The 24571-nt window shown below is 57.9% G+C and carries 17 protein-coding genes and 11 pseudogenes; 14 read left to right on the top strand and 14 right to left on the bottom strand.

The genetic code is table 11. The features are described 5' to 3' along the window. Positions 1-476: 476 nt before the first annotated feature. On the bottom strand, positions 477-671 hold the full coding sequence (locus QOV41_RS12860; RefSeq protein ID WP_284577079.1) for a hypothetical protein: 195 nt from the start codon (positions 669-671) through the stop codon (positions 477-479). A gap of 300 nt (positions 672-971) precedes the next feature. Next, a complete protein-coding gene (locus tag QOV41_RS12855) occupies positions 972-1103 on the bottom strand; it encodes a hypothetical protein (protein WP_284577078.1) in 132 nt (43 codons plus the stop codon). 313 nt (positions 1104-1416) lie between these two features. Here QOV41_RS12855 and QOV41_RS12850 point away from each other — a divergent pair, with 313 nt between their 5' ends. After that, complete coding sequence (locus QOV41_RS12850; protein ID WP_284577077.1) at positions 1417-1596, top strand: hypothetical protein; 180 nt, start codon at positions 1417-1419, stop codon at positions 1594-1596. Positions 1597-2013: 417 nt separating this feature from the next. Then, positions 2014-3046, top strand: a pseudogene (locus tag QOV41_RS12845) (IS110 family RNA-guided transposase). A 384-nt stretch (positions 3047-3430) separates the two neighbouring features. Here the strand turns inward: QOV41_RS12845 and QOV41_RS12840 are convergent. Further along, positions 3431-4849 carry a mannose-1-phosphate guanylyltransferase/mannose-6-phosphate isomerase gene (locus tag QOV41_RS12840; RefSeq protein WP_284577075.1) on the bottom strand — a complete coding sequence of 473 codons (1419 nt, stop codon included), beginning with the start codon at positions 4847-4849 and terminating at the stop codon, positions 3431-3433. 467 nt (positions 4850-5316) lie between these two features. Here QOV41_RS12840 and QOV41_RS12835 point away from each other — a divergent pair, with 467 nt between their 5' ends. The 5 genes and pseudogenes from QOV41_RS12835 to QOV41_RS12815 all read left to right on the top strand — a co-directional run bounded on the left by QOV41_RS12835 (position 5317) and on the right by QOV41_RS12815 (position 8194). Further along, on the top strand, positions 5317-5889 hold the full coding sequence (locus tag QOV41_RS12835; RefSeq protein ID WP_284577074.1) for a transglutaminase-like cysteine peptidase: 573 nt from the start codon (positions 5317-5319) through the stop codon (positions 5887-5889). Positions 5890-6095: 206 nt separating this feature from the next. Beyond that, positions 6096-6569, top strand: coding sequence for a hypothetical protein (locus QOV41_RS12830; RefSeq protein ID WP_284577073.1), 474 nt, complete (start codon positions 6096-6098; stop codon positions 6567-6569). Positions 6570-6731: 162 nt separating this feature from the next. Next, a complete protein-coding gene (locus QOV41_RS12825; RefSeq protein ID WP_284577072.1) occupies positions 6732-7517 on the top strand; it encodes a sugar transferase in 786 nt (261 codons plus the stop codon). Positions 7518-7722: 205 nt separating this feature from the next. Further along, positions 7723-7851: pseudogene (locus QOV41_RS12820) on the top strand (IS5/IS1182 family transposase); the annotation flags it as partial. Next, positions 7851-8194 (top strand): annotated as a pseudogene (locus QOV41_RS12815) (hypothetical protein). The pseudogenes QOV41_RS12820 and QOV41_RS12815, both read left to right, overlap by 1 nt. Positions 8195-8250: 56 nt before the next feature. On the opposite strand, the gene QOV41_RS12810 reads toward QOV41_RS12815, so the two are convergent. The 6 genes and pseudogenes from QOV41_RS12810 to QOV41_RS19895 form a co-directional block, all read right to left on the bottom strand. Continuing rightward, a complete protein-coding gene (locus QOV41_RS12810; protein ID WP_284577071.1) occupies positions 8251-10074 on the bottom strand; it encodes a GumC family protein in 1824 nt (607 codons plus the stop codon). Positions 10075-10098: 24 nt separating this feature from the next. Beyond that, positions 10099-10368: pseudogene (locus QOV41_RS19770) on the bottom strand (Wzz/FepE/Etk N-terminal domain-containing protein); the annotation flags it as partial. Positions 10369-10463: 95 nt separating this feature from the next. Further along, entirely contained in the window at positions 10464-11234 is a 771-nt protein-coding gene (locus QOV41_RS12805; protein ID WP_284577070.1) for a metallophosphoesterase family protein, read from the bottom strand. After that, positions 11234-12562 (bottom strand): O-antigen ligase family protein, encoded by a 1329-nt coding sequence (locus QOV41_RS12800; RefSeq protein WP_284577069.1) that lies wholly within the window; start codon positions 12560-12562, stop codon positions 11234-11236. The genes QOV41_RS12805 and QOV41_RS12800 overlap by 1 nt, the downstream gene beginning before the upstream one ends. Positions 12563-12651: 89 nt before the next feature. Then, the gene (locus QOV41_RS12795; RefSeq protein ID WP_284577068.1) at positions 12652-13206 is read right to left on the bottom strand and encodes a hypothetical protein; all 555 of its coding nucleotides are present in this window, start codon (positions 13204-13206) and stop codon (positions 12652-12654) included. A gap of 554 nt (positions 13207-13760) precedes the next feature. Next, positions 13761-14459 (bottom strand): annotated as a pseudogene (locus tag QOV41_RS19895) (transposase); the annotation flags it as partial. A gap of 4 nt (positions 14460-14463) precedes the next feature. Between QOV41_RS19895 and QOV41_RS12785 the strand changes: the two are divergent. From QOV41_RS12785 to QOV41_RS12775, 3 genes and pseudogenes are all read left to right on the top strand, one after another. Then, positions 14464-15168, top strand: a pseudogene (locus QOV41_RS12785) (transposase); the annotation flags it as partial. After that, positions 15168-15500 carry a hypothetical protein gene (locus QOV41_RS12780; RefSeq protein ID WP_284581320.1) on the top strand — a complete coding sequence of 111 codons (333 nt, stop codon included), beginning with the start codon at positions 15168-15170 and terminating at the stop codon, positions 15498-15500. The pseudogene QOV41_RS12785 and the gene QOV41_RS12780, both read left to right, overlap by 1 nt. 10 nt (positions 15501-15510) lie before the next feature. Continuing rightward, a pseudogene (locus QOV41_RS12775) lies at positions 15511-16603 on the top strand (IS3 family transposase). Between the two features lie 126 nt (positions 16604-16729). On the opposite strand, the pseudogene QOV41_RS12770 reads toward QOV41_RS12775, so the two are convergent. Beyond that, positions 16730-16929 (bottom strand): annotated as a pseudogene (locus QOV41_RS12770) (transposase); the annotation flags it as partial. Positions 16930-17038: 109 nt separating this feature from the next. Here QOV41_RS12770 and QOV41_RS19890 point away from each other — a divergent pair. Continuing rightward, positions 17039-17564: pseudogene (locus tag QOV41_RS19890) on the top strand (transposase). Between the two features lie 1133 nt (positions 17565-18697). On the opposite strand, the pseudogene QOV41_RS12755 reads toward QOV41_RS19890, so the two are convergent. The 3 genes and pseudogenes from QOV41_RS12755 to QOV41_RS19865 form a co-directional block, all read right to left on the bottom strand. After that, positions 18698-19130: pseudogene (locus QOV41_RS12755) on the bottom strand (transposase); the annotation flags it as partial. 71 nt (positions 19131-19201) lie between these two features. Next, complete coding sequence (locus tag QOV41_RS12750; protein WP_284577064.1) at positions 19202-20425, bottom strand: IS256 family transposase; 1224 nt, start codon at positions 20423-20425, stop codon at positions 19202-19204. 56 nt (positions 20426-20481) lie between these two features. Then, a pseudogene (locus QOV41_RS19865) lies at positions 20482-20804 on the bottom strand (helix-turn-helix domain-containing protein); the annotation flags it as partial. A gap of 370 nt (positions 20805-21174) precedes the next feature. Here QOV41_RS19865 and QOV41_RS12745 point away from each other — a divergent pair. The 3 genes from QOV41_RS12745 to QOV41_RS12735 all read left to right on the top strand — a co-directional run bounded on the left by QOV41_RS12745 (position 21175) and on the right by QOV41_RS12735 (position 23766). Next, a complete protein-coding gene (locus QOV41_RS12745; protein WP_284577063.1) occupies positions 21175-22143 on the top strand; it encodes an NAD-dependent epimerase/dehydratase family protein in 969 nt (322 codons plus the stop codon). A 13-nt stretch (positions 22144-22156) separates the two neighbouring features. Next, complete coding sequence (locus tag QOV41_RS12740; protein WP_284577062.1) at positions 22157-22915, top strand: WecB/TagA/CpsF family glycosyltransferase; 759 nt, start codon at positions 22157-22159, stop codon at positions 22913-22915. A gap of 131 nt (positions 22916-23046) precedes the next feature. Further along, positions 23047-23766 carry an FkbM family methyltransferase gene (locus QOV41_RS12735; protein ID WP_284577061.1) on the top strand — a complete coding sequence of 240 codons (720 nt, stop codon included), beginning with the start codon at positions 23047-23049 and terminating at the stop codon, positions 23764-23766. Here the strand turns inward: QOV41_RS12735 and QOV41_RS19755 are convergent. Further along, complete coding sequence (locus QOV41_RS19755; protein ID WP_350149815.1) at positions 23707-24318, bottom strand: phosphotransferase; 612 nt, start codon at positions 24316-24318, stop codon at positions 23707-23709. The genes QOV41_RS12735 and QOV41_RS19755 overlap by 60 nt on opposite strands. Positions 24319-24571: the final 253 nt, after the last annotated feature.

Below are 24571 nucleotides of genomic sequence, written 5' to 3'. Positions count from 1 at the left end.
CTCGGGAGACAGTCATGTTTCCGGCATTAACCCCGCGAGCTGCCAATCGAGGTTGGACTGGTGGCCTGATGCTGACAAGTTGCTCAACAGAGCTAGTCCTGCTCGGCTAGGACAACAGAGCCAGCCGCTTGGTAACCGGGAATTGGTTTGACGCACTTGCCCGTGAGCTAAGCCTTTCGGTGTAGACATCGACCGGCCAAATCAGAGAGCGTCCGAACAACTCGTCGACCCAGCGCGACAATGCTGTTGCGGAGCATTGAAGGGCAGTTTCCACCGGTAAGCACGCGAAAACGTGCGATCGAAGACGCGCGCGTAGCCTCCCCCGTGGATGGATAATCCTGGGCCTCGCAGCTGCAAGCTGGGCCGCAGTCATCGCTGCCGGGGTCGCATTCTACCTCATTGCACGGCTGTTCTAGTGTCTGTCGCCAAGAGAACCGCAATGGCTGGCACAGGCGACGGCGCCGCTCGGGAAACGTTCAGCCATCCTGGCTGCCTCGACCCCGCTGCTGTCCGCCCTCGTGCTCGTTGCCGCTAAGGGGCCAGTTTCGACTGCGGCCCTCGGTCAGGATGTCCAACAATCCAAGGAAAACGATGAGTGGTGCAAGAAAAACCCACATGGCGGCGATCCAGATTTGATCCCGAAGGTTCCGTGAGCCAAGGGCGGTCATCATGCTGATCTCGATACAAAGTAACCGGCCGTGATCGTCCGCTGGCGATCTCGTGGGTGTTCAAGGCGTGTGCCGAGCCCATGGCGACGAATTTTTCCGGGGAGTGTTCTGCTATGGGATAGAACTCCAGATCTGCGTCTTTGCCCGGAAGCTGCGATTGCCGCAGGCCTGAGTGTGGGAAGCTTCACGTCCCCGCCAGCCCCAGCAAAAACCGTCCTGCAGGCGTGGTATCGACTTGGTTAAGCGGGGTCATTGTTGGACAATGTGCCTGTGCCGACCTCGCAACTGCGGAAGCTTGAACGACTAGCGGCCGCCATGGCTGCGATTGCTTAGGGCATGAACAGCGCCGACGATGATCAGCAACGGTGCGAGAAACACCAACATCCCAGCCGTCCCAAGCCGCTGCCAGATAGACGTCGTTTGAGCTCTACTCATCAAGCTCTCCTCGTTTGAACGAGAGAGCTTGGAAACGCCAATACGGACATGATCGAGCCTCTCGCAGATTGCGGGAACCGGATCGCATGTGGCGATCACGTGGGCGTTCCAGGCTTGCGCCAGGCTCGGGGGAATAGTTGCACATCAAAGAGCAGTTGGTCAACCGCCTGCCAGCCGCCTCCGCGCTCGCTTCTGAGATCAACGCAATTTTAGTCTCAATTTTAAGTCGGTGTTTGTCATCTCACGGGGTTCGAGGTGGCGTTGGAGCGAAGAATCATCTTGGGTGCGCGCACGAATGGTGGAGGAGCGCCGATTGCTGGAACGCCTTTACGAAGTTCTGCGGCGCTGGGGTTACCCGGAACAAGGGCTGGACTGGCTCCGCCGACACAGGTTGCCGATCATTGTCGCGATGGCTCTGCTTTCATGGGCACTGTTTGTCGGCGTTGGCTGGCTGATCTGGTCTATCATTGGCGCCTTGGCCGCGCTCGGCTGATTGCTGCGCCGGCTCGCCTTTGGCGGCGCCGGACAAGGACCTCAGCAGCCGCGTGGCCGCTGAGCTCATGCGCAGGTACCCGAAGAGAGATTTCTTCCGCTTCGATGCGCTCCGACACCTTGCCCTGATCTTTTGCCGAATGCTTTCGCTAACCAGATGCCGGTCCGATATTGCACGCTCTCGGACAAGGCCTCTTTGCCGGGGAATGTCCGATAAACCAAGCTGTTGAACTACCGCCTCTATACAGGGATATGCTCGAAAATCACCTAGTACCTCGCGGAGCCCGAAGCCGTTTCGCCTCGGCGCACATGCACGACAAATTGCCGTTATCAGATGAGGTGGATGGCTCCCGCTTCCGGCATCTCAGTGCCACAATGGACTTGCTGTCAGGCAACCCAAGCTAGGGAGTCATCCGCCATGCAGATTACCACCAAAGGCCTTGATCTGGTCAAGCGCATTTTCCAGGTTCATGCCGTTGACGCGTCGGGTAGTGTCGTCGTGCGCAAGGCGCTGCGGCGATCCCAAGTTCTACCATTCTTTGCAAAATTGCTGCTGCCTGATTGGGATAGAGGCATGCGGAACTTCGCACTATTGGGCTCGAGAGCTGACAGCTCTTGGCCATGATGTGCGCTTGATGCCCCAGCCTACGTGAAGCCTTATGTGAAGCGCGGCAAGAATGATGCGGTGGATGCAGAGGCGATCTGCGAAGCGGTGACGCGTCCTACCATGCGCTTCGTTGCCATGAAGTCAGCCGAGCAGCAGGCCGCCCCATCGCTTCACCTCGCTCGTAACCTGCTGGTCAAGCAGCGTACCCAGTGGTCAACATGAACCGCGGGCTCCAAGCCGAGATTGGCATCGATCTCCCTGAAGGTGTGGAGCGGGCGCTCGGCTTGGCGAGCCAGATCGCCGCAAGGGAGGCAACGCTTGAGGTGCCGGCGTTGGCAATGCAGATCCTGGGGCTCCCTTCCGAGCAAGTGCTCGATACTCATGTTCGGCTCTAGCCATTGATCGTTCAATCCTTGCTTGGCAAAGAACGCATGACGTAGCGCGGCGGCTATCAAGAATACCCGGCGTAGACCCAGTCGGGGCGAGAGCATTGGCGGCTTCGGTTGCCGATCCGGGACAGTTCCGCTCGGGTCGAGAATTTGCTGCCTGGCTGGGGCTCACCCCATCCCAGAACTCCAGCGGTGGTAAGGACCGGCTCGAGCGAATCACGAAGATGGGCAACCTATATCTGAGGAAGCTTCTTGTGATCGGGGCGACATCTTTGATCTGCCGGGCGCCGCATAAACCTGAGACGGCGGATCCGCGCCTCCTCGCTTTGTTTGCTAGGAAACCGGTGAGTGTGGCGAGCGTAGCAATGGCGAACAAGATGGCACGGATCGTCTGGGCGATCATGGCTTGCGGCGGCACCTATCAAGCTCGCCACACGCCAAGCCTGGCCATGTGAAACAGAGAAAAACAACAGATCGAGACGAGCGATCTGTTCATGAAGTTGTGAGAGCGACGCGATGTGACGGCAACACCGGTTAAGCCGGGAAAAGGGACAACCCGTCAAATGTCCGAGGCGTTAGAGCCTGCTTATCAGATTGGGACCCCGTTCGCCGACCCCATCAGGGCCAGCAGTCACCAATGGCTGTAACAACCGGCGGGACAGAAGACTGCACCCGACCGATAGGCCAGAACCTCGAATTACCTCTTGCAATGCGGGAGCCATCCACAGAGGACATTCTCCGGCGATAGAGGCCTTTTCGGGTGATTGTGGTACCAATTGTCCGCATGCGGCGGGGCGTCTCCGAAGGTTAGTATCTGCTTGTCCGATGGCTTCAACTGGTTATTGACGGGCGTAGGCGTCCTCGTAGCGTATGATGTCGTCTTCACCGAGATAGGGCCCGGTCTGCACCTCGATCAGCGTCATTGGCAGCTTGCCCGGATTTTCTAATCTGTGCCTGACTCCAAGAGGAACGTAGACGGACTGGTTCTCAGTTACGAGCTTGACCTCATCGCCAACCTTGACCCGGGCTGTCCCTTCGACCACAATCCAGTGCTCTGACCGGTGGTGGTGAGACTGGAGGCTCAAGACCCCTCCCGGCAACACGACGATGCGCTTGACCTGGAAACGGCTCGAGAGCGCCAAGGTCTCATACCAGCCCCAAGGCCGGTGGTCGCGCGGAGAGGCTTCGGCCTGGCGGGCGCCTTTAGCCTTGAGTACCGAGACCGCCAGCTTCACGTCTTGGCTGCGAGACGCATCAGCGACGAGAACGGCGTCAGGTGTGGCAATGGCGACGATGTTGTTGAGGCCAATGCCGACGATCTCGATCCGGTCGTCTTCGGAGCGCAGCAGCGTATCGGCACATTCGATAGCCGTGGCATTGCCGGAGAGGGCAACCCCGTTCTCATCTGGTCCGGAGGCTCTCAGCACTGCGTCCCAGCCGCCTAGGTCAGACCAGCCGCCCGAGAAAGGAACCACGGCGAGGTCGTCGCTCTTTTCCATGACTGCGTAATCGATGGAGATGTCCTCGGCTCGGCTCCAGGCAGCTGGATCAAGCCTCAGGAAGCCGAGGTCGGGCTTGGCATCGGCAAGTGCAGCCTCGACAGGGTCCATTAGGGCAGGGGCGTACTGGCGGAACGACTTGATCATCGTTGCCGCCGAAACTAGGAAGATGCCGGCGTTCCAGAGACAGGTACCGGATGCAATCATCTCCTGTGCGCGTTCGGGCGTTGGCTTTTCGATGAAACGCAGGAGATCGATTGGCGCGGAGACTTCACCGGGCTCCTCCGCGAGTTCGAGATAGCCATAGCCCGTCTCGGCATAGCCAGGGGTAATGCCGAAAGTGACAATCTTACCATGCTCCGCAGCTGGCCGCGCGATCTGAACCGCCGCTCGGAAAGCTACAGGATCAGGCACAACGTGGTCTGAGGGTGCGATCAGCATCAGCGCTTCGGAATCGCTGCGCTCGAGCCAGAGTGCTGCAGCGAGGATCGCCGGTGCGGTATTGCGGCCTTCCGGCTCAATCAATATGGCGCCCGGATCGATGTCCACCTTCTGCAACTGCTCAGCCACGATGAAGCGGAAATCGGCATTGGTAAGCACCAGCGGCAATCCATATCCTTCTCCGGAGAGCCGGCGCGCTGAAGCTTGGAAAAGGCTCTCATCACCCACGAGGGGCACGAACTGCTTTGGATAAGACTTGCGCGACAGAGGCCACAACCGGGTACCGGATCCGCCAGAGAGGAGAACAGGAGTGATCATGGGCTGTGTTGACCTATCCAAAGATGAGTTTTCGCGCGTTTGTACCAGGCTGATCGGAGGGCGGATGCGTTCTGCTTGAGGAACCACTGGTAAGTTTCTGCAATGCCTCGCTCAACCGATGCCGGCCCACCAGCCCAGTGGGCGTGACGTCTCACATCCATCAGCTTGCGCGGCGTACCATCGGGCTTGCTGATGTCAGACCGATCCGGCCTTTGTAGCTTGCGATGCTCGCCACGGTTTCCGCGAGCTCCCGAATGGTGACATCGCTGCCCGAGCCGATATTGGATATTGCTGAGCATCGGCTCGGTCTCGCGTGAATAACTCTCCTGATCGAGATTAAGCACGAAGAGAATACGACGTCAGCCCTCATCACCGATCCATTTGAATAAAGTTTTAGCGAAATTGCGCACCAAACGGCAAACCCCCGGCTGCATTCTCAAGCCATCAACTTATGAGGGATGGCTTCGATGAACACCAAGTTTGCTTCTGTGCTGACCGGCTGCGCTCTCGCCCTGGTCATAACCTCCACCGGAACAGCTGTGGCCTACGCGCCGAGCAATGTAGGTTTACCCATGCGCACCGACATGCACATCGCCGCGCTCACACCCTTTGCCATGCAGGTCTTCTGCGCCAAGAACCGCAACCAGTGCACTGGCGGATCCGGCGAGGCCGGTCAGGTCAGGATGACCCAGGATGTCTTGGCTGTGCTGCAGCAGGTTAATATTCACGTCAACGCTACCATCAAGCCGCGCAATGATGTGCGTGACAGCTGGCAGGTCAATCCTCAATATGGGGATTGTGAAGATTATGTCCTGACCAAGCGGGCGCAGCTGATCCGCCAGGGCCTCCCCTCCGGAGCCCTCCGCATTGCCTATACCCATACAAGAGGCGGTCAGGCCCATGCCGTTCTGGTGGTCAAGACCACCAAGGGAGATTACGTGCTGGATAACCTTACCAATTCGATTAAGTCTTTGGCCGCATCGGGATATCGCATTCGCACCATGTCCTCTCCGAACCCGACGCGCTGGGTTGCCGGATAAGAGCAATGCATTGGTGACTGATGAGAAGGGGTGCCGCAGCGCCCCTTTTTATTTGCTTACTGCATGATGATTTGGCGCAACCAAGCTGGTTTGATCCCGTTGCATGGCAGTCGGCCGGTAAATGCTTAAAGCTTCGTAAATTTGGAATTGACTGCGTGGCGTAGAGGTTTTACCACTGATCGTGCGGCAAAGGATGCGAGGACACCATGCGTAAAGTGCTTAAGACTTTCTTTGTTGCGGGGCTGTTGGGCTTGTCGTCAATAGCTGGTGTGAACGCGCAGACGCTTGAAGATGCAGTGGAGCGTGGCAGGGCACTGTTCACCAATTGCGAGGTCATAGACCTGGACCTTGAAGAGCCGCTGGTGCAGCCGCTTGAAGATATCTCGAACTGCTGCGCAGTCGAATATCTCGAACCGGCTTTACAGGAATATTCAGCCTATGTGGCCGAACTGGTCGCTGCTGGATCGATTACTGAAGCCGAAGCGCTGGCGCTCTTTCAGAAATTGCGCGATATAGCTCGCGAGTTGGGCTGCGGCGATGTGATCGATGCGCTCTTCGAGCAGCTCTTTCCCGACACCGCGTTCGTCGGGGCGGTTCCCGCATTTTCGGGTATCGGCGCGGGAACTGCGCCAGGAGGTGGTGCGGGGCCCGTGGTTTTGGCTCCTCCTGCTAGCCCCTGAGAGCTATTCTGAAAGTGATAACCTAGGAATGGCCTGCTCCCACTGGCCATTCGTCACTAAGTATGTTGACCATGAATGTGCTGTTGGTCTTGGCTATCGGGTGAGTTGTGGTCTTAATGAACAGTTAGCCTTTGGCGAAGGCGGTTGGTGAGGAGTAGTCTGGTGAGTAGCGCCGAATCTTTCAGCGAAGCAGAACTCCGCCAAGGCTCGATTGCCTTGGTAGCGGATGGCTTCAGAAGCGGCGACTTAGCGGCTCTCAATGATAACTTGGCCTCGCCCGGTTCGACGGAGCAATTCTGGCTTGAATCTCCCTCAGATATCGAGGTATCAAGCGCTTTCTTCGGATGGCAGGGGCGGGTCAAGCGAGCTTTCGACATAGTGGGGGCGGCTGCTGCGTTGGTCTTGCTCGCGCCTTTCCTGATACTGGTCGCGGCAGCCATTCTATTCGAAAGTCGTGGCCCGATTATCTTCGTGCAGCGGCGCGAAGGAAGAGATAATGAGCCTTTTTGCGCTCTTAAGTTCCGCACCATGAGCGCGGAACTTTGCGATCCGAGCGGAGTGCGCCAGACCATTGAGGGCGATCCTCGGGTGACGCCGTTGGGCAGCTTCCTTCGCCGGACGAGCATCGATGAATTGCCTCAGCTTCTCAACGTGCTTAGGGGAGAGATGTCACTGGTGGGGCCGCGCCCGCATGTCAGCGATATGCTCGCTGGGGGCATCTCATATCGCGAACTTGTGCCATATTATGATCGACGCTTGCTAGTGCGTCCCGGTCTCACCGGGCTAGCACAGGCTAGGGGTCTTCGCGGACCTACGGTTGATAGCTCGTTAGCTAGGCGTCGAATAGACTGCGATCTTTTCTATGTTCAGAACTTCAGCCTTTGGCTCGACATTAAAATTATTGCTATGACCTTTAGGCAGGAATTTGGTGGTGGCTCAGGCGCCTGACTGTGGCATACAAGCTACACGGAACGTGCTACCAACCTAAACGGCGTTCAGTTCCAAGGGTTTGGCCCCGCAGTGCTGACGGCGCATGTCCGCCGGATTGGACGCCAGCAAACCCTTGCGCGTTTGATGTTTGTTTCACAATATCGCTCAAACAAGGCATCACTGACCCACATCGCTTTTCGATCTCGACGATCACGTCAAAGCCCTGAGGCGGGTGGCCGGACAGCGCAAGACCAGGTTCAAGGAGTTCGAACGGGTTGGCTGGGCCTTCACCTTCGCTGCCGCTGCCTACAATCTGGTGCGGTTGCCAAAGCTGATTGCGGAGATCCGATGATGGCAAAGGTGCCTGCCTTTGCGAAGGCCTTCGCCGGCCGCTGGCGCATCGTCGAAATGGATGTCTGGGACAACAATGTCCTCGATCTCGTCGAACCAGCGCACCTCACTTTTGAGGCCCGGCGGACGGCGAAATCGCCTTCGGCGCGCTCAAAGGCTTCCTCGACGTTCGCTACGGCGCCCGTGACGGCGCCGCCTGTTCTGAGTTTTCATGGCAGGGCTACGACGACAACGACCCAGCCTGCGGCCGCGGCTGGGTCATGATCGGCACTGCGGGTCGCCTCGTTGGCCACTTCTTCATCCACAAGGCCGATCACTCAGGCTTCAACTGCGAACCCGACTGATTTCTTCAACGCCCTGCTTGAGTCTCACCCGATGCGGTTCCCAGTTTGAGTTTCTCTCAAACCTGCGCATAATACCCCCCATATTTCCGCCGGTAGGCTAAACGGGATTCACTAACCTGGTTCAACACTACGAGAGCCTGAGCATCGGGAGCAGATACTCTAATGCTGTCTAGTGCTGACTTGGCGTCCCGCTGAGCTGTACTAGCCCATTTAGTAACGAAAACCACCGTATTGGCCAAAGGCGCTATATAGAGGGCGTCGACCACCGGGCCGACGGGCGGCGTATCGACAACGATGATGTCGAAGGTTCTCTTGGAGTCTTCTATCAAGCGCTCGAAAGCTGGCAATGATACCAGATCGTCAGTTGGAACACCGCTTCGGTTGGAGCCGAGCAGCAAAGTGGCGTTGGAGAGGGGGTCACTCGTGATAACGGCTGCGATCTCCGGGGCATCTTCCGGCGCGGCACTGAGATACTCGAGAAGCCCCATCGAAGGATCGACCCCTACCTGACGATGAATTCCCGGCTTGCGTAGATCTGCATCGATCAACAGTACTCGTCTGCCGCCCGTCGCATAGGAGCGGGCCAAGGACACTGCCGTTGTGGTTTTGCCCTCGTTAGGTTCGGTGGAGGTGACCATGATGACCTGCGACTGTTTGGCCGTAGAAGACGCGTTCATAGGAGGACGCCACTGGTCTATCGCGGCGCGGAGGCGGCGCACGGCTTCCGCGAAAGCTGACATCGGAGCGTGGACTATCATTGCAGATATCTCGGCGGCGGTGCCCTTCTGCCGAGGAATTGCTGATGGCATTCTTGCCTTCAGCACTGCTTCTGCTTGTTCTGCACGGGTGAAACCGCCGATCAGGTTCTCATAGACGAAGGCGAGAAGCACACCTAGTCCAAATGCGGCAAGTCCGGCCGACGCCAGAATAAGAGCAGGGTTTGGGAAAACCGGCCGGGCGCTTGGCAGGGCAGGGGACACGATGCGGCTGTCGGCGACCTGCAGGCTGGCACGAGTTGCTAAGTCCCGCTCCAGGCTTAGCAATCGTTGATACTGTTGACGGGACAGGTCGGCGCCTTGCTGCAGATCAAACAGCTCGGTGAGAATGTCGGCCGAGAGGCCGCTCGAAGCAATCGCGCTGCGCAGTTGCTGACGTGTTTGCTGTTCCTCTTCCTGATTTTGGGCAACTTGAGCTTCGAGAGCGTTCACTTCGTTGACGGCGGCGGCGCGAATCTGTTCATCGATGCTGGCTAGTTCAGCCTCCAGATCCAAAGCTACTGCCGGTGAGGCGGTGGTGATCTGTTGGGAAAGGCGTTGCCGACGCTGCCCGAGTTCTATGGCTGCTTGATTTTGCAGATTCTGCACTATACCGGCAAAATTGTCTTCCGCTAGGCTCGCTTCGAGGCTGTCCGCCCGTACCGCCGACTGCGTGCGCGCTTCACTAAGCTGGCCAATCTCCGCCTGCATTCGCGCGAGGTCAGTGCGTCCGGTATCAGCGACGATACGAGCCATATTGCTTTCAATATAGAGGTCGAAGGCGCCCTCAGAAGCTACAATGTTTTGTCGAGCGTCCGCCACTTGCTCCTGCATGATCTGGCGTGCGGACAAGACGTTATCGATCTTGGAGCGGAGCTGCTCATCGACGTAGGCTTGCGCGACTGCATTGGCGAGTTCCGCTGCGCGCTCCGGATCCGGTGAGCGCGCCTGAACCGAAACCACGTAGGTCAGCCCGACGCGCTGGACGGTGAGAGCTTCTCGAAGGGTTTGAAGCGCGGCGGTAACGGCTTCACCCGCGGAGAGAGGCTCGGCACTGTCAAGGCGCAGAAATTCAAGCAGTCGTTGGCGCAGAGATGGGCTCCAATTCTGAACAAGTTCTTGCACCAGTCGCTCCGCTTCGACAACGCGCAGGAGCACGCTGTTGGAGCGTAGGATCTCCACCTCACTATCAACCTTGGCGCTGTCGCTGCCGCCAACAAACGCCTGGACGTCAGGGGCGAGGAGATCCTTGCGACCAGGGTCCACAAGAACCAGCGCTGACGACGAATAGATCGGGGTAAGCGATAATGTCACGAGCGCTGCTACAGCGACAACGAGAAGAATTGTGACTATGATTAGCCTTAGCTGTCGGCGCAGTAGGCCAAATATGTTGCGGAGGTCGATCTCGGTCTCATCCATATTTTTTCCCGCCGGCACGTGGTGACACTAAATAGGTACTATAACGAAACAACGCCCGCTGCAGTCTACTGCGCCGCGCTTTACCTCAAAGACAATCAGGAACTTGTAGTCAAGATTACGGGTTCCAATCCGGGCACCAATCGCACCGCCGAAAGGCGGCCGGTCGCAAAGGCGCCCGTGTCTACGCCGATGCGCCCCGGGGTTATCTCTACCTTCTCACTTGGGGAGTGACCATGAATTACCGTGAGGCCGTCTATCGCTTCCGTCTCTAGGAACTCGTGACGGATCCACAGTAAATCGCCAGAGGACTGCTGGTCCAACGGGATATTCCGCCTTATTCCGGCGTGAACCAAAACTGTTTGGTCTATCCTGAGAGTGAGCGGGAGATTATGGAGAAAGCTTAGATGCTCAGCGGGAATATGTGCATCAAGAAGTTGCTTCTGCATACGCCGGGGGGCCACCGCAAACGCTTCATCATCGATTCCATAGGACTTTAAGGTTTCGTTTCCACCGAGGTCCAACCAGGCTCGGACATCGTTCCCCGCATGCGCGTTCAACATCATCTCCTCGTGGTTTCCGGCCAGAGCAACACGGGTGAAACCGGGCGGTGGGGGAGCAATCAGGCGGGAGAGAACGTCGGCAGAGCGCGGACCGCGATCCACGTAATCACCGAGGAGCACGATCAGCTTGTGTCCAGCAAACGGCACTGCGTCCACGGAGATTAACTGTTCCATCTGCAAGAACGCGTCCAGGCAGCCATGAACATCGCCGATGGCGTAAACTGCTGCCGGCCATTGCTGTAGGCGCAGATGGCTACGAAAGTAAGTAGCGCTTCTTGAACGAAACAGTCCGTCGAAGATGCTCATTACGACTGTGCCCTTGAGCGCGCAGGGAAACCAAGCGCCAGAAGGAAAACAAAAAGGACTGCGTTCGCCTGAATTTCCAGACTGAAGTCGAACAGAGAGTGCACTGCAGCCACCGCTATTGCCCCGATCGCGATAGAGCGGGAGCGCCAGTCAGCCTCGCAGGTTCTCGGTGCGGTTGCACTGCGCCAGCCGATCAGCGCTATGACGGCAAGGGGCAGGCTGCCGGCGACCAGGCCGAGTTCGCTCCAGAGGGAGAGATAGCTGTTATGTGCCCTGTTCCAATTGAAGTCGACACTGACCGGAAATTGGTGAACCAGTGGGAACGCCAGTTCGAAAGCGCCACCCCCAAAACCGCTCCAGGGGCGCAGCCGGATCAGCTGCAGCACCTGGTAGTAGAGCTGGAATCTCACTTCGGCAGATGACTCTACGGTCTGGAAGCGGTCGAAGATGCCTTCACCGAAGAGAGCAATAGCGGCCATACCGATCGCCAGAAGCAATGCGATTCCGGCGGCGACCGCCGGTAGAGTCTGAAGGGAGCGCAGTGCCATGGCGGTAAACACAACGGTCGCCCCGATAGCGGCGGCAGTAAGCCCCATTCTAGACTGGGAAGCGACGATAACCGCAAGCAGAAAGAGCATGGCGAGGGCGTAGAGCAGGATCGAGCTCAAATTGTAGGGAATAGCTCCGTCGTCCTCGAGTTGACGGCCAAATCGCGCTGACAGGTGCTGCGAAAGCTGAGCGGACGCGATCACACAGCCAAATGCCAGATAAGTTGCAAAGCTGTTGCGGTTGACAAAAGGACCTGTGGCAGAACCGTGATGGGCCCATTTGTCCACGCCTAGAATCCAATCGCCGGTCTGGAGGGCGACAATGCCGAGCAATGCGTAAGCCAAGCACGAGATGAGGACCACAGCAATAGCTGTCTCCCGCCGGCCGGGGTTAGCGACCGCTTGTAAAACAAGGAAGAAGAGCACGCCGTAGCTGGCATGGCGAACAAACATGAGAATTGTAGCCGCCGGGTCAATGCTGATGGTTGGCGCAAGGGAGACAAGCCCGGAAATCCCCTCAATCGGAAAGTCACCCACAACTCTTCCAAGCGGCAGTACTTGCACAAGGAGCCACAAAAGCATGAGGGCGAATAGCACCCCAGGGAGTCCAATTTCGCGCAGAGGCACCCGGAGATTCGCTCCGCTGCTATGCATGAGCAAACTATATGCTGCCAGCAGCGTGCCCAGGTAGGTACACCAGACGCCCCAAGCTAGTGGCCGCACGCTCCCGAGGGGTATAGGAGCGAGTGCTACAAGTATGAGGCAGGCCCAGAGCGCCACAGTATTGGCGCGCCTTCTATCGAGCCTGCCATCATGGCTTGGCGACCTTGTTCGCGTCGCATGAATGACGATATCCGACATCTGCTCCGTCATTGAGGTGCCCGGGGCAGCATACTTCGCAAGGTTCGGATGAACCGCTGTATATCGGCATGGTCCATCTCGGAAAGAACTGCAGCGACCCGTTCCCGGAAGGCTTCGTCGCTTGCATATCGGCGGGCAATGTACGGTGTACTCTTCTTGCTGACGACCTGCAGGCGGAGGTCTGATTCATAACTGTGCTTGGCTGCAGGCGTAAGCTGAGTGAGGTTTTCTTCGGCTACCCGGAAGCGGTAGCGGCCTATTACCTGTTCATTGGGACCGCTCTTTTGTGATGCCACTAGGAACCGGTTCATGCTGTGCCAGTCCTGCTGCCGGCCGGCGGCGTCCGCGGCAACCGCGAGGGCCAGAGAGAAATTGGGTGAAGCTTGGGCGATTGACTCGGCAATTGTGCGGCACCGCTCCAGCAATTCGCCGTAGGAGAACTGCGGCATCAGCCTAAGCTCGAAGGAATTTCGCGATCGCAACGCTATCTCACAGGTGGCAAGCAATTCAAAGCGCGTAATGACACCAAGGCCTGTTGCATCGTGCTCGGAGCGCATGCTCATGGTCTTGAGCGCCGTACCGCCATTGTGGGTGTGCGCGGCTCCTTCTTGTGTGACGACCCATCCTCCAAGGATAGCGAGCACAACGCCAGAGGCGCAAAGCCATAGGTATAGCCGCTTATTCGAATGCTTCACGCGCGATTCGCCCTGATTGTTCTTCGCTTCGGACGGGCAGTGTTGACCAAAGCTGGTAAAGAGAACGCCTGCATGGGGCGCGAGGAGCGACTATTCTCGCGTGCAAGCGTGGCGGTTGGCAAGCTCCTTAAGCTCTGAAAACGGCGGTGGAAACCTGGGGCGGGCGGCTTGCACGTTCCACTTTGTCCCACCTGTGCGTGTAGACGCCCACGGGTATGACAGCAAAGTTGTTTTCCATGTCGCCTGACAAGCAAAGGCTCGTATTACATACGAAACAGGTCACAGCAGAAGGGTAATCGCCGAGTCCCAGCTACGCCTAGCAGCTGAAGGAACTCGGCGATCAGGGAGATGCAGATCGCAAAGCGGGCTCAGAAATGCTATGAACAGTTAATCGAGTCTTGGCGGCCGCAGCCGCCAAAGGCACCTCGCTTTGGTACGAGGCTTCGGACCTTGTGGGCAACCACTGGGGCGCGCCCAGTGATATTCCTCGCCTTTGGTCCGCATGTGCCAGACGAGCACCGCCAGCTTCGTTGCTACCGCAACGGCAGCCACCACCTGGTGGCTTCGCCTGGACCGGATGCGGACGAAGAACGCGTGCAGCGGACCTGGTGCTTTCGCGGCCGCCTAGGTGGCCTCCACCAGCATCGCCCGGGCATGACTGCGTCCGGCCTTGCTAATCCGGCCATGGTGGGCGGCACCAAGGCCCGATTGCGCGTGGATTGAGCCCAAATAGCTCACCAGCTTTTGCGGACTCTCGAAGCAAGAGCGATGTCGCCGATTGCCGCCCCCAGTCCGGCCGCCACCACCAAGTTTGTGCCGGTAATAGTGTGTAAGCGTTTGATCGCCTGATCATCAACGGTGGTCCCTGCAATCTCCCGGTCAAGGACCGCCAAGTCGTCAGCAAGCCAACCAAGCTCACGAAGGTGTCTCTCGATAGCTTGCCGCTCGTCATTTGGTAGCGACTGCAGCAGTAACCAGGAGCGACCGCGACCTTTGAATAAATCAGCGTGTGGGCACTTCGGGATCAGATGGGTGTGATGGATGGAATGGACTTCGTTCTTGATCCGTGTGCGATGTCGCACCACCTGTTACCGCCGTGCCACCAGTCTCCGCATCCATTCGACGCCCTCTATCGCGCCCGAGAAGCTGCTGCGGGCGATGCTGCTGCAGGCATTCTATTCGATCCGTTCGGAGCGCCAGTTGATGGAGCGGCTGGAGTTTGACCTGCAGTTCCGCTGGTTCGTGGGCCTCGGGATCGATGATGCTGTTTGGGACCATTCGAGTTTCTCGAAGCGGTCGAACGCCACCCATGCATCGAGCACCGACCCGCAAGGCCGGTTGTACAAGAAGGGTGCGGGCAAAGAGGCCAAGCTCTGTTTTATGGGGCACGGACTGATGGAGAACCGCCACGGACTTTTGGTCGATGCCTGCCTGACGCAGGCGGACGGCCATGCCGAACGAGTGGCGGCGCTGCATATGACTGAGCCCCATGCCGATCGGCCGCGGACGATTACGCTGGGCGCCGACAAAGGATATGACGCTGAGGACTTCGTCATCGAGCTGCGCTCGATGCAGGTGACGCCGCATGTCGCCCGCAACATCAGCGGCCGCCGCTCCGCGATCGATGGACGCACGGCGCGCCATTCCGGCTACGCCGTGAGCCTGCGCACCAGAAAGCGGATTGAAGAGGCCTTCGGCTGGATCAAGACCGTGGCCGGACAGCGCAAGACCAGGTTCAAGGGGCTCGAACGGGTTGGCTGGGCCTTCACCTTCGCTGCCGCTGCCTACAATCTGGTGCGGTTGCCAAAGCTGATTGCGGAGATCCGATGATGGCAAAGGTGCCTGCCTTTGCGAAGGCCTTCGCCGGCCGCTGGCGCATCGTCGAAATGGATGTCTGGGACAACAATGTCCTCGATCTCGTCGAACCAGCGCACCTCACCTTTGAGGGCCCGGCGGATGGCGAAGTCGCCTTCGGCGCGCTCAAAGGCTTCCTCGACGTTCGCTACGGCGCCCGTGACGGCGCCGCCTGTGCTGAGTTTTCATGGCATGGCTACGACGACAACGACCCAGCCTGCGGCCGCGGATGGGTCATGATCGGCACTGCGGGTCGCTGGAGCGCACCCCATTTTGACCGGCCAGGCGGCTTAGCCGCTAAGGCATAGGCATGCGCCTATGGGTACGACTATGTCCAAGAGTTCCGACGAGCCGTTTCGACGGGTCGAAGTCATCACCTCCGTGCAGCGCCGCTGGCGCTGGTCAGTGGCCGAGAAGGTGCGGTTGGTGGAGGAATCCACTCAGCCGGGCATGAGCGTTTCGTTCGTGGCGCGCCGTGCAGGCATCTCCCCTTCCCAGCTCTTCGCCTGGAAGCGCCGTATGCTCGAAGGCGGCCATGCTGCCGTTCAGGCCGACGAAGATGTTGTGGGTGCTTCCCAAGTGCGGGAGCTGGAGAAGCGCGTGCGCGACCTCGAGCGCATGCTGGGCAAGAAAACGATGGAAGCCGAGATCCTCAAGGAAGCTCTTGATCTCTCGCGCCCAAAAAAACGGATCTCGCCCTTGCTGTCGTGGAGCGATCCAAAGGACGATTCCCAATGAGCTTCATTGCCCGTACGCTGGGCGTCTCCCGGTCCAACCTGATCGAGCGCGCGACCAAGCATCCAAGTTGCGCGGACCTTACCGTAAGGCCGATGATCTCGTTCTTCTTGCCGAACTGCGCCCGATCATCGACCAGCGCCCCACCTATGGCTATCGCCGTCTGACGGCATTGCTCAACCGGCAGCGGCGCAAGGAGGGCAAGCCCACCATCAACACCAAGCGGGTTCTCAGGGTCATGCAGCAGAACGGGCTCACCCTTCAAAAGCATACGGCGCTGCGGCCCACGCGGACCCACGATGGCGTTGTCGTTGCCCTGCGCTCCAACATCCGGTGGTGCTCCGATCATCTGGAGATCCATGCCCGCAATGGCGAGGTGGTTCGCATCGTTTTCGTCATTGATGCCTGCGACCGGGAGATCATCGCCTGGTCGGCCGTGGCCAATGCCGGCATCTCCGGCGAGATGGTCTGTGACCTGATGATCGCGGCCGTCGAGCGCCGCTTCCGGACACTCAAGGTCTCACACCGGCTGGAATGGCTCTCGGACAATGGCAGCGCCTATATCGCAAGGGAGACCGCATTGCTGCCCGAATGGATCGACGACTATTGTGAGGTCCACCCGCACTCCGGCCTCAAGTTCCGCTCACCACGCGAGTTCCTGCGCCTCAGTGCCTAAACCCAACCGCCGAACTGTCCGGTGAAACAGGGTCCACTCCAGTCGCCTCGTTAGCCACTTCTTCATCCACAAGGCCGATCACTCAGGCTTCAAATGCGAACCCGACTGACTTCTTCAACGCCTTGCTAGGCTGACGTCCGCCACGATGCGCTTAAGCTTGGCATTCTCCTCCTCGAGTTGGCGCAACCTCTTCACCTCCGAAGCATCAGTCCGGGGTAGCGCTTGCGCCAGTCATAGAACGGTGCCTCAGCTACCCAGCCAGCCTTGCGACAGACCTCCGCCACCGGCGTCCCGTCCTCGGTCGCTGGCTCCGATGGGAGTGTCAGGACTTTGGCACGATCGCTTCAATCCCAGCATCAGACTAGGCCGTGTTGGCAAAGTGGTTTCCCAAATTGGCTTTCGCCGTGATTCAAGACTGCTTTTCGGGAGGCGGTTTTGGCGCGCGGAGATTTGCCCGACGCAGAGTGGCAGCCTATTGCCGAGCTCCTACCGGCTGAACGAGGACGCAAGTCCAGGCGTGCAAGTTAATCGCCGGTATCTGAACAGCATGCTCCATGTCCTGAGGGTTGGCTGCCCGTGGCGCGACCTGCATGAGCGCTATGGCAAGTGGAACTCGGTCTATGTCCGCTTCCGCCGCTGGGCCGAGCAAGGGGTCTGGGACGCTCTGCTCGAGACCCTGGTCGAACTCGGGCTCACCGACGACTGGCAGCACATGATCGACAGCACCTGCTGCTAAGCGGTATTGTCCCTGTGATCCCACCCAAGGCGAACCGCAAGAACCCTCCGCCGTGCGGCTTCAAGGTCTACAAGGACCCCAACCGTATCGAACGCATGTCCGACAGGTTCAAGCAGTTCCGCCGCATCGCCACACGTTTCGACAAGACCGCAAAATCCTTCGCCGCGTTCCCTCGCATTAGCCGCCGCAAGGATATGGATGCCGCACTTTGTCAACAGGACCTAGAGTGTGCTGGCCCGCAGCACCAGTATTTTGATTTGTCCACTGGATCAGAGGACGGAGGCCAGCTCCCTTGCTGCCGTCGCCATGACCAACTTGATGTCGGGGCACGCGGCTCGCAGCAGGTCTCCAACTCAAGTCTACCCCCAGTTGAAAATACTGACGAAGGACATGGGCCAGCGGCCGTCAGTCAGATCGTCTGGCAAACCAAACGACTAATCAACTTACCGGGGTGAATGACGAGCCGGTCAACCTATCCACACAAGCACCTCGGATGTGATTTCAAACATGTAGCCGAGTGTGCAAGGCTCTGCTGGCCCATTTACCAGGAGACCAGATGATGAACAAGACTTTACTATCAGCCGGAATATTATGTTTTGGAGCATGCGCGGTAACAGCACAGGAGGCGCCGCCGCCCACCTGGAGTATCAACACATCCGTAACCTTGAGTGAACCGGAGCGGGTCATCTGTAGTGTTCGGTTCCCGTCTCCCTCGGGGGAGCCCCGGCTCACACTGAGCAATCAAAAACAGCGGGGGGCAGAAGCAGGTGAGAAGGGATCTGCTCGCTTTTCACTAGCAGGATTGCAAGAGGACCTATTTAACGTTGAGGGCGACGCTATCTCGGGCATCACCATCACCACTGGGCGCACAGGACAGTGGGAGGATCTCGACGGTAGCTGGCGTTCGGACGGGTCGGTGAGGGTCTTCGTCGATCCTGACATTGAGAATGTTCTAGAGCCGCTTGAGCGCGGCACTAGACTGCGGATGGTCCTGCCGAGTTCGGGCGGAGAACGCACTTACGAGTTCGGGCTACAGGGGTCCAGAAGGGCTCTCGTGGAGTTCAGAAAGTGCCTGTCTGCTGTTTAGCGCAACAAGTAGAGCTGGGGAACAGCCTGGCTCTACCTACCCGCTCGCATCTGACCAACTAGTTACACGGCGGTCATGTTAGACAATGCCTACTTGCTCGTCCGTAGACGTGATGGGTGCAGGCTGGACCTCAAGTTTGTTCCAGGTTACACGCGGCTAGGGGCATCGCAATATTGACGGAGCGGCTCGCAGCGCGAAGCTGCACACCACCAAGATCGTGGTGCCGAGCCGAACCGCACCGGGTCTGTCGGTCCAGTAATACCAACGGCGGTTATGATTCACCGACGTGTGCCCACTTGCGCGTGCCTATAGAGGTGATGGTTTAAGGCTGGGCGATAAGTTGTTCCAGGCTTGGGACCCGGCGTCGATGATTGCGTCGTAGGTGTCGAAGACGCGATTTGAGAGCCAGTTTTATCTCAGGTGGTGTCAGACGTTCTCCACCGGGTTCAGTTCCGGAGAATGGGACGGCAGGAAGAGTAGCGTCATGTTCTTCGGCAGGATGAGTTTCGCCGTTGGGTGCCAGCCGGCGCGAAGCATCAAGACGGCGTGCGCGCCGCGCTGGATGCTTCTGCTGATCTCATTGATGTGGAGTTGCATGGCGAAGGTATCGGCATAAGGCAGTGCCAGGCCGGCGACGAGCAGATTGCGCCGGACAGGTAGGCGTTCTGATAACGCTGATCTGCCGCTTGCCGTGGCCGGGTTCCATTAACGACGCGCTGAAGATCGACCCGGCGGGGAGTGTCAGTAATTTCGTGTGCGGGCGGTCGGTTAAACATTACGCCGCCATGGCCCTGATGAAGCGCTCGCCAAAGATGACAGCAAACTGCGCCTTGGCCATTGACCACTCACGTGGCGGCATTTTCCACTCTTTCTCTGATCGGTTCAAGATCAGGTAAAGCAGCTTGGTGGCGGCATCATCGCTGGGGAAGTGTCCCCTGGCCCTGACCGCCCGCCGGAGCTTTGAGTTTAGCGCCTCTATGGCGTTGGTGGTGTAGACGATCCTGCGGACCTCGTCAGGGAAGGCAAAGAACGGGATGACCTCGCTCCAGGCGCGCCGCCAGCTCTGGCCGATGGCGGGATAGCGCTGCCCCCAAGAGCCGGCATCGAAGTCCGCGAGCGCCTTTTCGGCAGCATCGGCATCGGTCGCGCGGTAGATGTCCTTGAGCGCCGTTGCCAGTCCCTTGCGGTCTTTCCAGGAGACAAAGTCCATCGAGTTGCGCAGGAGATGGACGATGCAGGTCTGAACCACGGTCTCGGGGAATACGGCGGTAATTGCCTCGGGGAAGCCCTTGAGCCCATCAACAACGGCCAAGAGGATGTCCTCGGTGCCGCGGTTCCTGAGCTCGTTCATCACCCGCAGCCAGAACTTGGCACCTTCATTCTGCTCGAGCCAGAGGCCGAGCACTTCCTTGGCGCCATCGGCGCGCACTCCCAGAGCAATATGGATCGCCTTGTTACGCACCATGCCTTCGTCGCGGATCTTGACCCGGATCGCATCGAAGAAGATCAGCGGATAAACCGGGTCAAGCGGCCGTTGCTGCCAGGTGGCGACTTCATCAAGCACAGCGTCCGTCACGGTGCTGATCAGGTCCGCTGATACATCGATGCCATACAGATCGCGCAGGTGCCCGGCGATCTCCCTGGTGCTCATGCCGCGGGCGTACATCGACACGATCTTGTCGTCGAACCCTGGGAAGCGGCGCTGGTACTTGGCGATCAGTTGCGGATCAAAGCTCGACTGCCGGTCGCGCGGCACATCGATCTCCAACTTGCCGGTCTCGGTCGTCACGGTTTTGCGGCCATAGCCGTTCCGCATGTTGCCAGCGCCCTCACCACTGGCGAGGTGGTGGTCCATCTCTGCGTTCAGGGCACGCTCAGTCAGCGCCTTCTTCAGCGAATCCAGCAGACCGCCTTGTTCAAACGCCGCACTGGCCGCACCGCCAGCCAGGAGCTGGTCGAGAAGTTCGTTCGGTATGGCAGGTTCTTTGCGTCGCGACATAGGGGAGACTCCTTCTTACCCATTATGCCGCCTACACACGGAAATCCCGACACTCCCACCCGGCGCCACTGAACCACACTGTCCATTTCCAGATCGGGGCCGGTATCAACGATGGTGACGAGTTCGGCTTTTTGCTCTTCCGATAGTCGCGACGGCGGGCAGAGCGACCAGTGGTCGAACAGACCATCAGGGCCAGCCTCGTTGAACCGATGCACCCAGTCCCGGAGCGTCTGCCGGTCCATGCCGCCAATCCGGGCGGCGTCAGCACGGTTCATCCCGTCAAGAACCGCCGCCAGCGACAGCAACCGGCGGCTCTGCTTGGCATCCTTGCTGGTGACGCCAGACGCCGAAGTTCCTCAGAGGAATGGTCCTGTCGAATACAAACCTATCCCAGCATGGGCGAAATCTCCTTCGCCCCCATTCAATCAGCGCAAGTGTGCCGCTCGGGAGTCCAAGCGAGTCACACCCAAGAGCCGCTGGGTTCAAGCCCACGAACAAGTTCTCACCCGAGGTGCGCGCCCGGGTCGTGCAAATGGTGCTGTAGCAACCTGCGTCTGCTCGTGCCCATCGGCAATATTCCCCCGGCAGAAGCAGGAGCAACTACTATGCCACCCTCGGTGGGACCGCCACGGCTCGCATGCAACGTGGACGGCGAAAGCAGGGTTTCCCCGGCTAAGTCATTGCCTTTTTAATGGTGCACTACCTGCCTACATGCTAAGAAGTCCAGGACATCAAGAGGAATTGGGTTGATGAAGACAGCACTTGTTTTGGGCGCGGGCGGTTTCATTGGCAATCATTTAGTCACCAGATTGAAGACAGATGGCGCTTGGGTTCGTGGTGTAGATCTTAAGTTTCCAGAGTTTAGCGAGACCCTAGCGGACGATTTCGTTATTGGCGACCTCCGCCAGCCGGATTTTTGCGACCGGGTCATAGATCGTCGGTTCGACGAGATATATCAACTTGCCGCTGACATGGGGGGGGCGGGCTACATTTTTACCGGCGAACACGACGCAAACATCATGCACAACTCGGCTACCATCAACCTCAATATAGCCGATCGAGCTCACAAGCGAAATAACAAGCGGATCTTCTATTCCTCGTCCGCTTGTATGTACCCTGCCTACAATCAAGAAGATCCCGCCAACCCCAATTGCAAGGAACACTCTGCCTATCCGGCCGCACCCGACAGTGAGTATGGCTGGGAGAAGTTGTTTTCTGAGCGGCTATTTCTAGCGTACAATCGCAATCACGCGATGAACAATCGCGTGGCAAGGTATCATAATATATTTGGCCCTGAAGGTACATGGCAAGGCGGCAAAGAGAAAGCGCCAGCTGCCGTTTGCCGCAAAGTAGCAGAAGCCGCTGATAATGGGGAAATCGAAGTATGGGGGGACGGCACTCAGACCCGTTCCTTCCTCTTTATCGACGAGTGCATCGAAGGTACTATTCGCCTGATGCAATCCGAGTTCGAGGGGCCCGTGAACATAGGCTCAGACGAGATGGTCAGCATCAACCAGTTGGTAGACACCGTAGCGGACATTGCCGGCAAGCATTTGCACAAGAACCACGTCCCTGGGCCTATCGGGGTACGTGGCCGTAACTCAGACAACAACCTCATTGCTGAGAAGCTGGGATGGCGTCCATCCCAACCACTGGTCAAAGGCTTAGAGAAAACTTATGCTTGGATCGAGCGGCAGGTTCGAAAGAACAAGAGCTGAACGTGATATGCGAATGAAAGTCAGAGAACTGAGTGCATTCTCCAAGTTGGAGAGCTACGATGTTTTAGGTGTACCGGTCAGTGCTGTAACTCCGGAGTGTGTCGCTCGAATAATTCAGAGCTGGGCCTCAGATGATGCGGGCCGCATGGTAACTGCGCCAGATGTGAGTAATGTCGTCAGAGCGCAGGACGATCCCTTATTGATGAGCGTCCACCGGAACGCCAATCTCGTACTCCCCGACGGCACTCCACTAGTTTGGATCGGCAAAAGGCGAGGTGTTCGTGTAGAGCGAACCTGCGGGCCTGACACAATGGACTTCTTAATGTCGCAGCCAAGCCTTAAGCACTACCTTTACGGTGGCAAGCCGGGCGTAAGCGAAATGGTGAAAGCACATTTTCAGCGGAAGTATCCGCAAGTCCAAATTGTTGGTCATCAAACGCCGCCTTATCATGAGCTCACCGAAGGGGAGCTGGCCGAACTGAGCGGAGAGATTGAAAAGGCGTCAGCTGATGTTGTTTGGATTGGACTTTCATCTCCAAAGCAGGAGTACTTGATGCAAAGGCTTGTGAGGCATACGTCCTGTACGTTGCTAGCCGTGGGAGCCGCATTTGACTTCCATGCCGGCACAGTAAGGCGTGCGCCAGCCTGGATGCAAAAGAGCGGCTTAGAATGGCTTTGGCGCTTGATCCAAGATCCCGCCCGTTTGTGGCCGAGATACATTTTACTAGCGCCTCGGTTTGTCTGGTTGACCGCCATCAGAAGAAAAACATGACAACAAACACGACGGCTTGGAAAGTAAGGCGGCGACTTAGATCTTCCTTCATAGGGAACGCAATTCGCCGTGTCTCTGGGGCAAAAAGTTTATGCCATGATGTGTCTTACCTCATGGAGAGGCTTCAAATCATGGAGCCGAAGCGGCCGCTCATTCGCATTGGAGGCAGCGCAGATGGCGCTTACCTGCTGCCCGACGATCTGGAGGACATCAGTTGCGCGTTCTCACCTGGAGTAGGGGCTAAATCGCTCTTCGAGTATGAACTTGCCGAAAGGAACATGAAGGTATTTATGGCCGATTATTCGGTGAGTGGACCTGCGATGGAACATCCCAATTTTCGATTCGTCAGGCGGTACTTGGGATCGCATGTGTCCCCTGTTCATTTGACTCTGACCGACTGGGTCAAGCAGACTGTACCTGAAACAGCTTCAGAGCAAGACTTGCTGATTCAGATGGATATAGAAGGGTCGGAGTACGAGGTGCTTGCAAATACGCCGATCGAGTTGCTTTCGAGGTTTAGACACATAGTCGTGGAGTTTCATGATTTGGGTGAATTATTTGGTCATCAGAGACATTCACTTATGAGGCTCGCCTTTGAGCGACTGCTGCAGAATCATCGGGTAACTCATATACACCCAAACAATTGCTGCGGTGTCGTGAAATTTCAGCAGTTGGAAATACCAGATGTGATGGAGTTTACGTTCTCTCGCAAAGACAGGCTAACGGGTGCGCCAGCCAAAACATCGCTGCCGCACCCCCTCGACATTGTCAACGTACCAGAGCGTCCTGCGCTAACGCTGCCTCAGTGTTGGGCGGAAGCAGCTACCGTACAGAGCTTGGAAGCGAACTAGCGAACGCTGATCGATCCAACCTAGGGACCTAGCCCAGGCTAACCAGCCCATGAACGAGACTCGGCGCAACTGTTCGGCGCTCGCGACAGTACTGCTGCTATACAGTCTTGACAAGTAGCGGTCGTAAGTTCCTGCGAGGTAGTCAGTTAGCAGGTCCGACCGACGCATTCGAGCCTCTAAAAGGATCATGGTAAGCGGGTCGACAAATGTCGGTGCTATCGAGACTTTGTCGAAATCAATGAGCTTCGGACCTTGCCCCGAAACGACGACATTCTCACCCCAAAGATCTCCGTGAATAAGACTCGAGCTTGCGCTGGTTAGTATCATGGCTGCTTCAGAAAAGTTGAAAGCCCAGGCGCGGTCTGCGCTAAGGAGGGCAATCTCGTTGAACCAGTTATTTCTCTGCAGAGTGTCAAGCTCTCGCTTCGCGGAGCGGTCAATTCTGCAGAAGACTTCTACCAGGAACGCCCTCCGCGTCGAAGACGGTGCCTTTGAGAGCAATGGTCCCACATTAAGTGGCTCTACTAGCCATTCCCCTTGAGCGCTGGCCATCGTGACCCAACTGCCATAAGTATCAGCTAAGGCTATGCGACCTGTGACGTGATCTGTGGAGGGGAGGAGGCTTCGTCGTACAGTCTTGGACACAGTCGAAAACGCGATCAGAGAACCCAATTTGTCAACCAAGAGTATATCAGCGGGTTCAAATTCGGTTGCTTGAGCCGCATTGGAGTACGCAAACCAAGGGAAACACAGCCACGAAAACAGGGAAAGGGGGACTCGCGTCCATGCGCCGCTGGACCAGCCA

Source organism: Devosia sp. RR2S18 (genome assembly GCF_030177755.1).
Classification (GTDB): domain Bacteria; phylum Pseudomonadota; class Alphaproteobacteria; order Rhizobiales; family Devosiaceae; genus Devosia; species Devosia rhizosphaerae.
Note: the sequence above shows the minus strand (reverse complement) of the source record. Positions and strands in the feature narration are given on the sequence as shown.